The sequence below is a fragment of the Acidovorax sp. CF316 genome (assembly GCF_000276605.1).
Lineage (GTDB): Bacteria > Pseudomonadota > Gammaproteobacteria > Burkholderiales > Burkholderiaceae_C > Acidovorax.
The window spans coordinates 1-11736 of record NZ_AKJX01000211.1 but is presented as its reverse complement, the minus strand read 5'-3'; the positions used below and the strand labels follow the sequence as shown (position 1 = coordinate 11736).

Sequence of the window (11736 nt, the reverse complement as noted above, 5' to 3'; positions counted from 1 at the left end):
CTGCGCGAGTCGGGAGGGGGACGCCCCCAGTGCGGCGGGGCGGCCCTTGCACGGGGGCACTGGCCTCGGGCGCGCCAGTTTTTACGGGCAGGGGGCTCACTCGCGGCGCCCTGCAGACCTAAATGCCTTGCGCCTTGCTATCGTTTGGGTAGCATGGCGCAGAGCCGCACCCCGGTGCACACTTCTTTCCAGCCGATTTCATTGCCAGACCCAACGCCAGGAGTTTCGTGATGCCAGTGATCGTCGTTGCCAACCCGAAGGGGGGCGTGGGCAAGTCCACGCTGTCGACCAATGTGGCGGGCTACTACGCCCGCCAGGGCCACCCCGTGCTGTTGGGCGACACCGACCGCCAGCAGTCCGCGCGCCTGTGGCTGGGCCTGCGCCCGCCGGCTGCGCGGCCCATAGGGGTGTGGGACGTGAGCTCCGACGTGATCAGCAAGCCGCCCAAGGGCACGACGCATGCCGTGCTCGACACTTCGGCCGGCCTGCACGGCTGGCGCCTGACCGACGTGCTCAAGCTGGCCGACAAGATCATCGTGCCGCTGCAGCCCAGCGTGTTCGACATCTTCGCCACGCGCGGCTTCCTGGACCAGCTGACCGAGCACAAACGCGCCGACGGCGTGCAGGTGGGCATCGTGGGCATGCGCGTGGATGCGCGCACGCGCGCGGCCGACCAGTTGCACCAGTTCGTGGACAACCTCGGGTTTCCGGTGCTGGGCTACCTGCGCGACACGCAGAACTACATCCACCTGGCGGCGCACGGGCTCACGTTGTTCGACGTGGCACCGGGCCGCGTGGCGCGCGACCTGGAGCAGTGGCAGGGCATTTGCACATGGCTGGACGAATGAGTGCTGGACGCATGAGGGTTAGTACCTGTCACTCGGCCGACATGGGACGGCGGGGCCCGGCGCTACATTGGGGCCATGAAAATCTTCCGCTCCTACTCCGAAGTCAGCGCCTGCGTGGGCCAGGAGGTCGCGGTGACCGAATGGATCACCATCACGCAGGAACAGGTCAACCTGTTCGCCCAGGCCACGGGCGACCACCAGTGGATCCATGTGGACCCCGAGCGTGCCAAAGCCGGGCCCTTCGGCGCGCCGATTGCGCACGGCTTTCTCACGCTGTCGCTGATTCCGCGCTTCTTCGAGTCGGGCCTGTCCATCGAGGGCGCGCGCATGGGCGTGAACTACGGCCTGAACAAGGTGCGTTTCACCTCGCCGGTGCCGGTGGGCAGCCGCGTGCGCGCACGCCTGACTTTGCAGGCCGCCGAGCCACTGGCACCCGATGGCATGCAGATGACCTGGCTGGTGACCGTGGAGCGCGAGGGCAGCGACAAGCCCGTGTGCGTGGCCGAATCCCTGGCGCGCAACTACGGCGCAGCGCCTTGAGGGCAGGGCGCCCGGCGCCCTTTCACCCGGCGTCCTCTCATTGTTGGCAGGAGGGCTGAGCCATGGACCGCCTGCAAGCCATGAAAGTCTTCGACCGCGTGGTCGATGAGGGCGGCTTTGCCGCTGCCGCGCGCGCGCTCGACATGTCGCCCCCCGTGGTCACCCGCATGGTGGCCGAGCTGGAACAGCACCTGGGCACGCGCCTGCTGCAACGCACCACGCGCAAGGTGGCGCTCACCGATGCGGGCGAGGTCTACCTGCAGCGCGTGCGCAGCATCCTGGGCGAAATCGACGACGCCGAGGCCGAGGCCGTGGCCAGCACGCGCGACCTGCGCGGCACCATCCGCATCGTGGCGCCGCCGGTGCTCACCACCAATTTTCTCGCGCCGCTCACGGCGCTGTGGCATGCGCGCTACCCCAAGCTGATGCTGGACATCAGCGTGGATGCGCTGGCCCTGCGCCGCATCGACGAGTTCGACGTGACCATCATGGTGGCGGGCGAGGACTTCGACGCCAACATCGTGGCCCGCGCGCTCATGCATGGCGAGGCCATCGTCGTGGCGTCGCCCGAATACCTCGCGCGCAAAGGCGTGCCCCAGGTGCCCATGGACCTGCTGCAGCACGAGTACCTGCGCGACACGGGCGCGCCCGCGCGCTCCGAGATGGGGGGCGGGCGCAAGCTGCGCCTGCACCCGGCCGTGGGCGACGGCGACTGGCAGGAGGTGGATGCGCCTGCGGTGCTGCAGTCCGACAGCAACGGCGTGCTGCTGCGCGCGGCCATCGACGGCGCGGGTGTGGCGGTGACGGCACGCCTCTTGATCGAGGAGCAGCTGGCCAGCGGCGAGCTGGTGCAGGTGCTGCCCGAATGGATCGTGTCGCGCTACACGGTGTATGCGGCGCTGCCCTCGGGCCGCATGCTGCCCGCTCGCACCAAGGTGTTCCTGGACTTCATGTCAGAGCAGGGGCCCCAGGCCATCGCCGACCAGCGCTATCAGCCTGGTTGAACCATCGCCAGCTCGGCCGCCAGCGGGGCCGGTGCCGAGGCGCCCGCGGCACCGAAGCTGTTCTGCCGCCAGGCCTCGAACACCGACACCGCCACCGCGTTCGACAGGTTCAGGCTGCGCTGCCCTTCGATCATCGGCAGGCGCAGCCGCTGGGCGGGCGGGAAGGTCTCGCGCAGCTCGGGCGGCAGGCCGCGCGTCTCGGCGCCGAACACCAGCCAGTCGCCGGGCAAGAAGCAGTTGTCGAACAGGTCCTGCGAGCCATGCGTGGTCATGGCGAACATGCGCGCCGGGTCGGGTTGGGCATCGCGCAAGAAAGCCGTCCAGCCCGCGTGGCGCAGCACGGCCGTGTACTCGTGGTAGTCCAGGCCGGCGCGGCGCATGAGCCGGTCTTCCATGGAAAAACCCAGGGGCTCGATGAGGTGCAGCGTGCAGCCTGTGTTGGCCGCCAGCCGGATCACATTGCCGGTGTTGGGCGGAATCTCGGGCTCGACCAGGACGATATGGAACATGCCTGGTATTTTGCTGCGAACCACGCGCTTTGCGGCCGAGGGTTGTAACAAATTACGGAGGGCTCGCGGCGCCGTCGCCCGGCGCCTCGGTGCGTGCGAACACCACGGCGCACAGCGCTGCCACGCCGGCCCCGCGCAGCGCGGTGGCGGCGGCATGCAGCGTGGCGCCGGTGGTCATCACATCGTCGACGAGCACCACCTGCCGGCCGCGCAGGGCGGCGGCCTGCGCGGGCTCCACCGCAAAGGCGCCGCGCAGGTTGCGCAAGCGCTCGGCGCGCGTGAGCTGGGCCTGGTGTGCATGGGTGTCACCCGCGTGCAGGCGCAGCAGCAGGCCGGGGTGCGCCTTGGTCGGCGCCAGCTGCCGGGCCAGCAGCAGGGCCTGGTTGAAGCCGCGCTCGCGCAGCCGCTCGGCTGACAAAGGGATGGGCAGCACCAGGTCGGCCGCGTCGAGCGCGGGCGCCAGGCCCGGGGTGCTGTGCACCAGCGCCGCCAGTGCGGCGGCCCAGCCGGGGTCGCCGCGGAACTTGAAATCGGCCAGCAGCCCGGACCAGGGGTAGGCATAGTCCACTGCGGCCAGGCAGCGGTCGAGCGGCGGTGGTGCCCGCAGGCAGGCGCCGCACACCTGCACGCCTTCGGGCACACGCAGTGCGCAGTGCGTGCAGCGCGGCACCTGCTGCGCGAAGCGGGCCGTGCAGGCCGGGCAGATGCGCGTGGCCGGCCAGGCGTGGCACACGGCGCACTGGCTGGGCAGGGCGCCTGCCAGCGCGCCGAGCCCGCGGCCCAGCCCCCATCGCCTGGATAGCCCCGTGAACGCCTTGAACTGCATGAGTCAATATACTCGTTGGACCCCGCCGGTTCCTACGACATGCCCACAGAGCGCCCCCCCACGATCGACCCCCTTGCCGCGGCCCGCTGGCATGCCACCGCGCCCGCCGCCGCCCCCTGGCTCCATGAAGAGGTGGCGCGCCGCATGGAGGACCGCCTGCAGTGGATACGCCAGGCCCCCGCGTCCTGGTGCCACTGGGACCCCGTGCGCGGCGGCCTGCAGGGCCATGCGCTGGTGAGCACCCGCTATCCCAAGGCGGCCTGCCAGGTGGCCGAGACCGGGGCGCACTGCGTGCCCGTGGCCGAGCAGGCGCTGGCCCGGCCCTGGTGGAGTCCGGCGCGCTGGACCGGCCCGGCGCCGCAGTTCGGCCTGCCGGCCGACGCCAGCGTGCAGATGCTCTGGGCCAACATGGCGCTGCACATGGCGGCCGACCCACAGGCCCTCATCGGCCAGTGGCACCGCGCGCTGGCGACGGATGGCTACCTGATGTTCTCGTGCCTGGGGCCCGACACCGCGCGCGAGCTGCACGGCGTGTACGCCGCCATGGGCTGGCCGCCGGCCGGCCATGCCTTCACCGACATGCACGACTGGGGCGACATGCTGGTGCACGCCGGCTTTGCCGAGCCGGTGATGGACATGGAGCGCATCACGCTCACCTTCGCGACGCCAGAGCGCCTGCTGCAGGAGCTGCGCGAACTGGGCTGCAACCTGCACCCCGGCCGTTTCGGCGCATTGCGCGGGCGCGGCTGGCGCGAGCGCCTGCACGCCGCCCTGGTGCAGCACCTGGCCGACCCGGCGCAGGATGGGCAGCTGGCACTGACTTTCGAGATCATCTACGGCCATGCCTTCAAGCCCGCGCCGCGCCTGAAAATGAGCGCCAGCAGCGCGGTCTCGCTGCAGGACATGCGCGCCATGCTGGCCACCGGTACAGGTAGAAGTACCGGGTAGCTGCGTGTCAATGACATGGAACAAGGCACGCTACAATTCAGGGTTATTGGGATTTCGGGCATCTTCCCGCGCAACGTGGCGGGCTGCGCATGCTGCGCCAGTGGCTTTCCTGGTGTGGTCTGCAGCCGGCAGTCTTGTGGGCACCTCCGGTGACAGGCTTGGTTTTTCGTTTTGCCACTGTCTCGGGTCAGCGCATCGATTGGCGCCTGGCCCGCAACTGCTCGGTCACCCCCGCGCAGATGGGCTGGATGTACCTGTCGCTGTGTTCGGTTTCACTGGGCATTGCAACGTTCTTCTGGATGCTCGGAGCCCGTCTGGTCATGCCCTTCGCATGGCTGGAGATGGCAGTTGTAGGTTTGGCATTCGCCATGTACGGACGTCATGCGGCCGATGGCGAGAGGATTTCACTGCAGGGCTCGCGCCTGGTGGTGGAGTTGGAGACAGCAGGCAAGCTCGAGCGCGCCGAATTCGACCGGAGCTGGGTTCGCGTAGAACCCAAGACCGGCGACCGGTCGCTGATCACCTTGTCTGCACAGGGCCGATCGGTGGAGGTGGGGCGCTATGTGCGCCCCGAGCTTCGACCGGCCCTGGCATCGGAGATCCGCATGGCCTTGCGCGCAGCCTGACCCCACGCAGGCGCGCCAGCAGGGATTGGTTAATTTGAGGCTTAGAAGTAAGTGAGAACTATGAAGAGCATTTCCAATAAGCTGGCTTCTCTGCTGCTGATTGCCGGTACATGGGTAGGCGGCGTGGCCCATGCCGTTCAAGACCTGCCTGGCGGTCCCGCAGTCAACCAGCTCAATCTGCATCCTCCGGTCACCAAGATTGCCGAGGAGCAGCATTTCCTGCATTGGATGATGCTCGTCATCTGCACGGTGATCTTCGTAGCCGTCTTCGCCGTGATGTTCTATTCCATCTGGAAGCATCGCAAGTCCAAGGGCGCCAAGGCCGCCAATTTCCATGAGTCCGTGACCGTCGAAGTGGTCTGGACCATCATCCCCTTCATCATCGTGATCCTCATGGCCCTGCCCGCCACCAAGGTGCTGGTGGCGCAGAAGGACACGACCAACGCCGACCTCACCATCAAGACCACGGGCTACCAGTGGAAGTGGGGCTACGACTACATCACCGGCGAGGGCGAGGGCCTGGCCTTCATCTCCACGCTGGACAGCAGCCACCGCGTGATGTCCGACAGCGGCAAGGTCGCCGACGCGCCCGCCGACTACCTGCTCAAGGTGGACAACCCGCTGGTGGTGCCGGTCAACAAGAAGATCCGCATCATCACCACCGCCAACGACGTGATCCACGCCTTCATGGTGCCCGCCTTCGGCATCAAGCAGGACGCGATCCCCGGCTTCGTGCGCGACACCTGGTTCCGCGCCGAGAAGATCGGCGACTTCTACGGCCAGTGCGCCGAGCTGTGCGGCAAGGAACACGCCTACATGCCCATCCACGTGAAGGTCGTGTCCGCCGAGGACTACACCGTTTGGGTGGCCGACCAGCGCAAGAAGGCCGCCGCCAAGCTCGACGACCCGACCAAGGTCTGGACGCTGGAGGACATCCTCAAGCGCGGCGAGAAGGTCTATGCCGCCAACTGCGCCGCCTGCCACCAGGCCAACGGCAAGGGCGCAGGCCCGATCAAGCCGCTGGACGGCTCGGCCGTGGTGCTCGATGCCGACCATGCCAAGCAGATCCAGATCGTGCTCAAGGGCGCGGCCAACGGTGCCATGCCCGCCTGGGGCCAGCTGAGCGACACGGACATCGCCGCCGTGGTCAGCTACACCAAGAACACCTGGTCCAACAAGACCGGCCAGCTGGTGCAGCCCGCCGAAATCGTCGCCCAGCGTGGCAAGTAATCACCGCCCCAACGTATTGAGGAATTCACAATGAGCGCAGTTCTCGACAACCACGGGCACGGTGGCGACCACGCACACGACGACCATGGCCACCATGGCCCCACCGGCTGGCGCCGCTGGGTGTATGCCACCAACCACAAGGACATCGGTACCCTGTACCTGCTGTTCGCCTTCACCATGCTCATGGTCGGCGGCGTGCTGGCCCTCTTGATCCGCGCCGAGCTGTTCCAGCCCGGCCTGCAACTGGTCAACCCCGAGCTGTTCAACCAGCTGACCACCATGCACGGCCTGATCATGGTGTTCGGCGCCATCATGCCGGCCTTCGTGGGCTTTGCGAACTGGATGATCCCGCTGCAGATCGGCGCATCCGACATGGCCTTCGCGCGCATGAACAACTTCAGCTTCTGGCTGATGATCCCTGCCGCAGCGATGCTGGTGGGCTCGTTCTTCATGCCCGGCGGCGCACCGGCTGCCGGCTGGACGCTGTACGCACCGCTGACGCTGCAGATGGGCCCCTCGATGGATGCCGGCATCTTCGCCATGCACATCCTGGGTGCTTCGTCCATCATGGGCTCGATCAACATCATCGTGACCATCCTGAACATGCGCGCCCCCGGCATGACGCTGATGAAGATGCCCATGTTCGCCTGGACCTGGCTCATCACCGCCTACCTGCTGATCGCCGTGATGCCCGTGCTGGCCGGCGCCATCACCATGACGCTGACGGACCGCCATTTCGGCACCAGCTTCTTCAACCCCGCCGGCGGCGGTGACCCGGTGATGTACCAGCACATCTTCTGGTTCTTCGGCCACCCCGAGGTCTACATCATGATCTTGCCGGCCTTCGGCATCGTGAGCCAGATCGTGCCCGCGTTCGCGCGCAAGAAGCTGTTCGGCTACGCCTCCATGGTGTATGCCACCTCGTCCATCGCCATCCTGTCGTTCATCGTGTGGGCCCACCACATGTTCACGACCGGCATGCCCGTGACCGGCCAGCTGTTCTTCATGTACGCCACCATGCTGATCTCGGTGCCCACGGCCGTGAAGATCTTCAACTGGATCGCCACCATGTGGCGCGGCTCCATGACGTTCGAGACCCCCATGCTGTTCGCCGTGGGCTTCATCTTCGTGTTCACCATGGGTGGCTTCACCGGCCTGATCCTGGCCATGGCGCCGATCGACATCCAGCTGCAGGACACCTACTACGTGGTGGCCCACTTCCACTACGTGCTGGTGGCCGGCTCGCTGTTCTCGATGTTCGCCGGCGTGTACTACTGGCTGCCCAAGTGGACGGGCCACATGTACTCCGAGACGCGCGGCCAGATCCACTTCTGGGGCTCGTTGATCACCTTCAACATCACCTTCTTCCCGATGCACTTCCTGGGCCTGGCCGGCATGCCCCGCCGCTACGCCGACTACCCCATGCAGTTCGCCGATTTCAACGCCATCGCCTCGGTGGGTGCCTTCGGTTTCGGCCTGATGCAGGTGTACTTCTTCCTGGCCGTGGTGCTGCCCGCCATGATGGGCAAGGGTGCGGCTGCTCCCGCCAAGCCATGGGACGGCGCCGAGGGCCTGGAATGGGAAGTGCCATCGCCCGCACCGTTCCACACCTTCGAGACCCCGCCTAAGCTGGACGCTACCGCGACCCGCGTGATCGGCTGAAGACTATGCCCACGACCCCCGAACAGAAGAAGAGCAACCTGCGCCTGGGCCTGATCCTGGCGTCGATCGCTGCTGCCTTCTTCATCGGGTTCATGGTCAAGATGGTCCTGCTGTCCTCCCGCTGAAGCAGTAGAAGGCCCTGGACCCACGCCATGAACCTGCGCCGCGAAAACGCCAAGATGGTCGGCAAGCTGGTCGTGATCGCGGCCGGCATGTTCGCCTTCGGCTACGTGCTGATCCCCATCTACAAGCACATCTGCGAGATGACGGGGATCAACATCCTGTCGCTGTCCGAGCGCCAGGTGCCCGGCAACGGCGTGGCCGGCAAGGACGTGAAGGTGCCCGCCAACACGCAGGTGGACAAGAGCCGCACCATCACCGTCGAGTTCGACGCCAATGCGCGCGGCCCCTGGGACTTCAAGCCCGCCCAGCGCTCGGTGCAGGTGCACCCCGGCGAGCTGACGACGGTGATGTACGAGTTCCAGAACGTGCAGAACCGCCGCATGGCCGCCCAGGCCATCCCGAGCTACGCACCGCGCCAGGCGGCAGCGCACTTCAACAAGCTGGAGTGCTTCTGCTTCAACCAGTACGTGCTGGAGCCCGGCGAGAAAAAGGAATGGCCCGTGGCCTTCGTGATCGACCCGCGGCTGTCCAAGGACGTCACGACGATCACCCTGTCCTACACCTTCTTCGAAGTCGGCGGCAAGACGCCCGCGGCGCCCGAATCCACGGCGGCAGCCCCCGTGCTGCAGCACCCTGCGCAAGGAGCCGGATCATGAGCGCCCCCTCGCCGGTGCAGCGCAAGGGCTCGTTGCTGCGCACCATCCGCGCGGTGGCCTGGTCCTTCGTCGGCATGCGCAAGGGCAGCGAATATGCGCAGGACGTCGAGAAGCTCAACCCGGTGCACATCATCGTGGTTGGGCTGGTCGCGGTGTTCCTGCTGGTGATCGGGCTGATTGCCCTGGTGAATTTTATTGTGTGACGGCGCGGCATAGGCAAGACAGATACCGAGCGTCCCCACGAGTACCGATAACAAAAGATTTTGAGATTCAGGAGCTGAAATGAGTGCATCAACCCCCGGAACGACACCGTACTACTACGTGCCCGCCGAGTCGCGCCATCCGGCGATGGCGGCTGCCGGCCTGTTCTTCGTGATCCTGGGCGCGGGCCAGTGGATCAATGGCCACGACTGGGGCAAGTACTCCCTGGCGCTGGGCCTGGTCTGGTGGCTGTTCGTGCTCTACCAGTGGTTCGGCGACGCCATCCGCGAAAGCGAAGGCGGCCTGTACGGCCACAAGATCGACCTGTCGTACCGCTGGAGCATGAGCTGGTTCATCTTCTCGGAGGTGATGTTCTTCGGCGCCTTCTTCTCGGCCCTGTGGTGGGCGCGTTCGCACTCGGTGCCGGCCCTGGGCAGCCTGGACAATGCGCTGCTGTGGCCCGACTTCAAGGCCGTGTGGCCCAGCATCGCCGCCGGCGCCACGGCCTCGCCCGCCGGCATCGTCGAGCCCTTCCAGACCGTGGGCCCCTTCTGGCTGCCCACCATCAACACCGCGCTGCTGCTGACCTCGGGCGTGACGCTGACCATCGCCCACCACGCGCTGCGCGAAAACCACCGCGGCAAGACCATCGCCTTCATGTGGGCCACCGTGCTGCTGGGCTTCGTCTTCCTGTGCGTGCAGGGCTACGAGTACTACCACCTGTACACCGACCTGAACCTCAAGCTCAGCTCGGGCGTGTTCGGCTCCACCTTCTTCATGCTCACCGGCTTCCACGGCTTCCACGTGTTCCTGGGCATGCTGATGCTGCTGTTCATCACCCTGCGCCTGCAAAAGGGCCACTTCACCCCCGAGAAGCACTTCGGCTTCGAAGGCGCTGCCTGGTACTGGCACTTCGTGGACGTGGTCTGGCTCGGCTTGTACGTGCTGGTCTACTGGATGTAATGTCCGGCACCCATGAAAAAAGCGCCGCGAGGCGCTTTTTTTGTGCCGGCCAGGCGGATCGGGTCAGCGTGTGCTGGCGGGCAGGCCGGTGGGCTGGATATAGCCCAGTTGCCATGCGACGAGAATGCACAGGAACAGTGCGATGGACAGCCCCACCCGGATGGCCAGCGCCCACGCCATGCGGTGGCCCTTGGCCTTGTCGTCGCTGGCATCCTTGCCGCCGCGCATCATGAAGAACAGGGCCGAGGCCAGGCTGGCCAGGATGGCGATGAAGGCCAGCACAACGAGGTATTTCATGGAACACATTATCCCGTGACCCACACGCAACGCGCCCTGGGCCCGCTTTTCTGGCTGATCCTGCTGGCGGCGCTGGCCGGCATGCTGGCCACGGCCTCGCTCGGGCGCTGGCAGCTTTCGCGCGCGGCCGAGAAAGAGGCATTGCAGGCCCGCATCGACGAGCGCACGCGCCAGCCGGCCATCGGCGGCCAGGCGCTGCTGGCCCCGGCCTCTGCCGAGGCGCAGCAGGCCCTGGTGCACCGCGCCGTGGCCCTGCAGGGCCGCTGGCTGGCCCAGCACACCGTGTACCTGGACAACCGGCAGATGCAGGGCCGGCCCGGCTTCTTCGTGATCACGCCCCTGCAACTGGTCGATTCCGGTGCCGTGGTGCTGGTGCAGCGCGGCTGGGCGCCGCGCAATTTCCAGGACCGCATGCAGCTGCCGCCGGTGCAGACGGATGCAGGCGTGGTGCAGGTCGCGGGCCGCGTGGCGCTGCCGCCTTCGCGCCTGTACGAGTTCGAGGGCGGCGACAGCGCCAAGGGGTCTTCCCGCATCCGGCAAAATCTCGACCTGGCTGCCTTCGGGGCAGAGACGGGCCTTGCGCTGGCGCCCCTCACGGTCTTGCAGACCGGGGTTGCCGCCGAAGGGCTGCTGCGCGACTGGCCCGTCATCGGCGCGGGCGTCGACAAACACTACGGTTACGCATTTCAATGGTTCGGGCTCTGCGGCCTGATTGCACTTCTCTATGTCTGGTTCCAAATCGTCCGACGCTTCCTTCGCCCACGCCGCCAGCCAGGCGCCTGAGCGCCCCGGCAACGGCGCGGCCCACCCGCTGGGGCTCACGGTGCACAGCCTGCCCGAGGCGGGCGATGCCGTCGCCGGCAGCCAGCGCACGCGCCATGGCCGCCTGAAGATGTTCGGCGTGCTGCTGATCTGCGCCGCCCCGGTGGTCGCTTCGTACTTCACCTACTACGTGATCCGGCCCGAGGGCCGCCGCGTCTACGGCGAGCTCATCAACCCCCAGCGCACCATGCCCGAGCTGGTGGGCACCTCGCTCGAGGGCAAGCCCGTGCCGTTGGCCTCGCTCAAGGGCCAGTGGCTGCTGGTCAGCGTGGCCGGTGGCGACTGCAACGAGCCCTGCCAGAAGCACCTGTACCTGCAGCGCCAACTGCGCGAAACCCTGGGCCGCGAGAAGGACCGTGTCGAGTGGGTCTGGCTCGTCAACGACGCCGCCCTGCCGCCGCCGCTGCTGGCACCGGCCCTGCAGCAGGCCACCGTGCTGCGCCTGGCCCCCGAGGCCGTGGCCGGCTGGCTGGCGCCCGCC

At 67.1% G+C, this 11736-nt stretch carries 16 protein-coding genes; 13 read left to right on the top strand and 3 right to left on the bottom strand.

Features of this window, described 5'->3' with window-relative positions; translation table 11 throughout:
* Positions 1-230 precede the first annotated feature (230 nt).
* The 3 genes from PMI14_RS26105 to PMI14_RS26095 all read left to right on the top strand — a co-directional run bounded on the left by PMI14_RS26105 (position 231) and on the right by PMI14_RS26095 (position 2392).
* A complete protein-coding gene (locus PMI14_RS26105; protein WP_007859064.1) occupies positions 231-848 on the top strand; it encodes a ParA family protein in 618 nt (205 codons plus the stop codon).
* A 75-nt stretch (positions 849-923) separates the two neighbouring features.
* Positions 924-1388 carry a MaoC family dehydratase gene (locus PMI14_RS26100; RefSeq protein WP_007859061.1) on the top strand — a complete coding sequence of 155 codons (465 nt, stop codon included), beginning with the start codon at positions 924-926 and terminating at the stop codon, positions 1386-1388.
* Positions 1389-1450: 62 nt separating this feature from the next.
* Entirely contained in the window at positions 1451-2392 is a 942-nt protein-coding gene (locus PMI14_RS26095; RefSeq protein WP_007859059.1) for a LysR family transcriptional regulator, read from the top strand.
* Here the strand turns inward: PMI14_RS26095 and PMI14_RS26090 are convergent.
* Together PMI14_RS26090 and PMI14_RS26085 are read right to left on the bottom strand one after the other, a co-directional pair.
* Positions 2380-2901 carry a tRNA (cytidine(34)-2'-O)-methyltransferase gene (locus PMI14_RS26090; RefSeq protein WP_007859057.1) on the bottom strand — a complete coding sequence of 174 codons (522 nt, stop codon included), beginning with the start codon at positions 2899-2901 and terminating at the stop codon, positions 2380-2382. The genes PMI14_RS26095 and PMI14_RS26090 overlap by 13 nt on opposite strands.
* Positions 2902-2953: 52 nt before the next feature.
* A complete protein-coding gene (locus tag PMI14_RS26085) occupies positions 2954-3727 on the bottom strand; it encodes a phosphoribosyltransferase family protein (RefSeq protein ID WP_007859056.1) in 774 nt (257 codons plus the stop codon).
* A gap of 39 nt (positions 3728-3766) precedes the next feature.
* Between PMI14_RS26085 and PMI14_RS26080 the strand changes: the two genes are divergently transcribed.
* The 8 genes from PMI14_RS26080 to PMI14_RS26050 all read left to right on the top strand — a co-directional run bounded on the left by PMI14_RS26080 (position 3767) and on the right by PMI14_RS26050 (position 10136).
* Complete coding sequence (locus tag PMI14_RS26080) at positions 3767-4675, top strand: hypothetical protein (RefSeq protein WP_007859055.1); 909 nt, start codon at positions 3767-3769, stop codon at positions 4673-4675.
* An 89-nt stretch (positions 4676-4764) separates the two neighbouring features.
* Positions 4765-5301, top strand: coding sequence for a DUF2244 domain-containing protein (locus PMI14_RS26075; protein ID WP_007859054.1), 537 nt, complete (start codon positions 4765-4767; stop codon positions 5299-5301).
* 60 nt (positions 5302-5361) lie between these two features.
* Positions 5362-6531, top strand: a complete 1170-nt coding sequence (gene coxB / locus PMI14_RS26070) for a cytochrome c oxidase subunit II (RefSeq protein WP_007859053.1) — start codon at positions 5362-5364, stop codon at positions 6529-6531.
* A 30-nt stretch (positions 6532-6561) separates the two neighbouring features.
* Entirely contained in the window at positions 6562-8193 is a 1632-nt protein-coding gene (ctaD, locus tag PMI14_RS26065) for a cytochrome c oxidase subunit I (protein WP_007859052.1), read from the top strand.
* Positions 8194-8198: 5 nt separating this feature from the next.
* On the top strand, positions 8199-8318 hold the full coding sequence (locus PMI14_RS35655; RefSeq protein ID WP_007859051.1) for a cytochrome oxidase small assembly protein: 120 nt from the start codon (positions 8199-8201) through the stop codon (positions 8316-8318).
* A 27-nt stretch (positions 8319-8345) separates the two neighbouring features.
* Positions 8346-8972, top strand: a complete 627-nt coding sequence (locus PMI14_RS26060) for a cytochrome c oxidase assembly protein (protein ID WP_007859049.1) — start codon at positions 8346-8348, stop codon at positions 8970-8972.
* Positions 8969-9175: a DUF2970 domain-containing protein gene (locus PMI14_RS26055; RefSeq protein WP_007859048.1), complete on the top strand. Its 207-nt coding sequence runs from the start codon at positions 8969-8971 to the stop codon at positions 9173-9175. Before PMI14_RS26060 ends, PMI14_RS26055 begins: the two co-directional genes overlap by 4 nt.
* Positions 9176-9254: 79 nt before the next feature.
* Complete coding sequence (locus tag PMI14_RS26050) at positions 9255-10136, top strand: cytochrome c oxidase subunit 3 (protein ID WP_007859047.1); 882 nt, start codon at positions 9255-9257, stop codon at positions 10134-10136.
* Between the two features lie 63 nt (positions 10137-10199).
* On the opposite strand, the gene PMI14_RS26045 is transcribed toward PMI14_RS26050, so the two are convergent.
* Positions 10200-10433 carry a twin transmembrane helix small protein gene (locus PMI14_RS26045; protein WP_007859046.1) on the bottom strand — a complete coding sequence of 78 codons (234 nt, stop codon included), beginning with the start codon at positions 10431-10433 and terminating at the stop codon, positions 10200-10202.
* 15 nt (positions 10434-10448) lie between these two features.
* Here PMI14_RS26045 and PMI14_RS26040 point away from each other — a divergent pair, with 15 nt between their 5' ends.
* Positions 10449-11216, top strand: a complete 768-nt coding sequence (locus PMI14_RS26040; protein WP_007859045.1) for an SURF1 family protein — start codon at positions 10449-10451, stop codon at positions 11214-11216.
* Positions 11158-11736, top strand: a 579-nt coding sequence (locus PMI14_RS26035; protein ID WP_007859043.1) for a hypothetical protein, incomplete at its 3' end; no start/stop codon positions are given. The genes PMI14_RS26040 and PMI14_RS26035, both read left to right, overlap by 59 nt.

What these genes read in the sequence shown, in the direction of transcription:
- PMI14_RS26075 (WP_007859054.1), top strand. Translation starts at nt 4,765, where the DNA reads ATGCTGCGCCAGTGGCTTTCCTGGTGTGGTCTGCAGCCGGCAGTCTTG.
- PMI14_RS35655 (WP_007859051.1), top strand. Translation starts at nt 8,199, where the DNA reads ATGCCCACGACCCCCGAACAGAAGAAGAGCAACCTGCGCCTGGGCCTG.
- PMI14_RS26090 (WP_007859057.1), bottom strand. Translation starts at nt 2,901, where the DNA reads ATGTTCCATATCGTCCTGGTCGAGCCCGAGATTCCGCCCAACACCGGC.
- PMI14_RS26105 (WP_007859064.1), top strand. Translation starts at nt 231, where the DNA reads ATGCCAGTGATCGTCGTTGCCAACCCGAAGGGGGGCGTGGGCAAGTCC.
- coxB (WP_007859053.1), top strand. Translation starts at nt 5,362, where the DNA reads ATGAAGAGCATTTCCAATAAGCTGGCTTCTCTGCTGCTGATTGCCGGT.
- PMI14_RS26080 (WP_007859055.1), top strand. Translation starts at nt 3,767, where the DNA reads ATGCCCACAGAGCGCCCCCCCACGATCGACCCCCTTGCCGCGGCCCGC.
- PMI14_RS26045 (WP_007859046.1), bottom strand. Translation starts at nt 10,433, where the DNA reads ATGAAATACCTCGTTGTGCTGGCCTTCATCGCCATCCTGGCCAGCCTG.
- PMI14_RS26055 (WP_007859048.1), top strand. Translation starts at nt 8,969, where the DNA reads ATGAGCGCCCCCTCGCCGGTGCAGCGCAAGGGCTCGTTGCTGCGCACC.
- PMI14_RS26095 (WP_007859059.1), top strand. Translation starts at nt 1,451, where the DNA reads ATGGACCGCCTGCAAGCCATGAAAGTCTTCGACCGCGTGGTCGATGAG.
- ctaD (WP_007859052.1), top strand. Translation starts at nt 6,562, where the DNA reads ATGAGCGCAGTTCTCGACAACCACGGGCACGGTGGCGACCACGCACAC.
- PMI14_RS26085 (WP_007859056.1), bottom strand. Translation starts at nt 3,727, where the DNA reads ATGCAGTTCAAGGCGTTCACGGGGCTATCCAGGCGATGGGGGCTGGGC.
- PMI14_RS26060 (WP_007859049.1), top strand. Translation starts at nt 8,346, where the DNA reads ATGAACCTGCGCCGCGAAAACGCCAAGATGGTCGGCAAGCTGGTCGTG.
- PMI14_RS26050 (WP_007859047.1), top strand. Translation starts at nt 9,255, where the DNA reads ATGAGTGCATCAACCCCCGGAACGACACCGTACTACTACGTGCCCGCC.
- PMI14_RS26100 (WP_007859061.1), top strand. Translation starts at nt 924, where the DNA reads ATGAAAATCTTCCGCTCCTACTCCGAAGTCAGCGCCTGCGTGGGCCAG.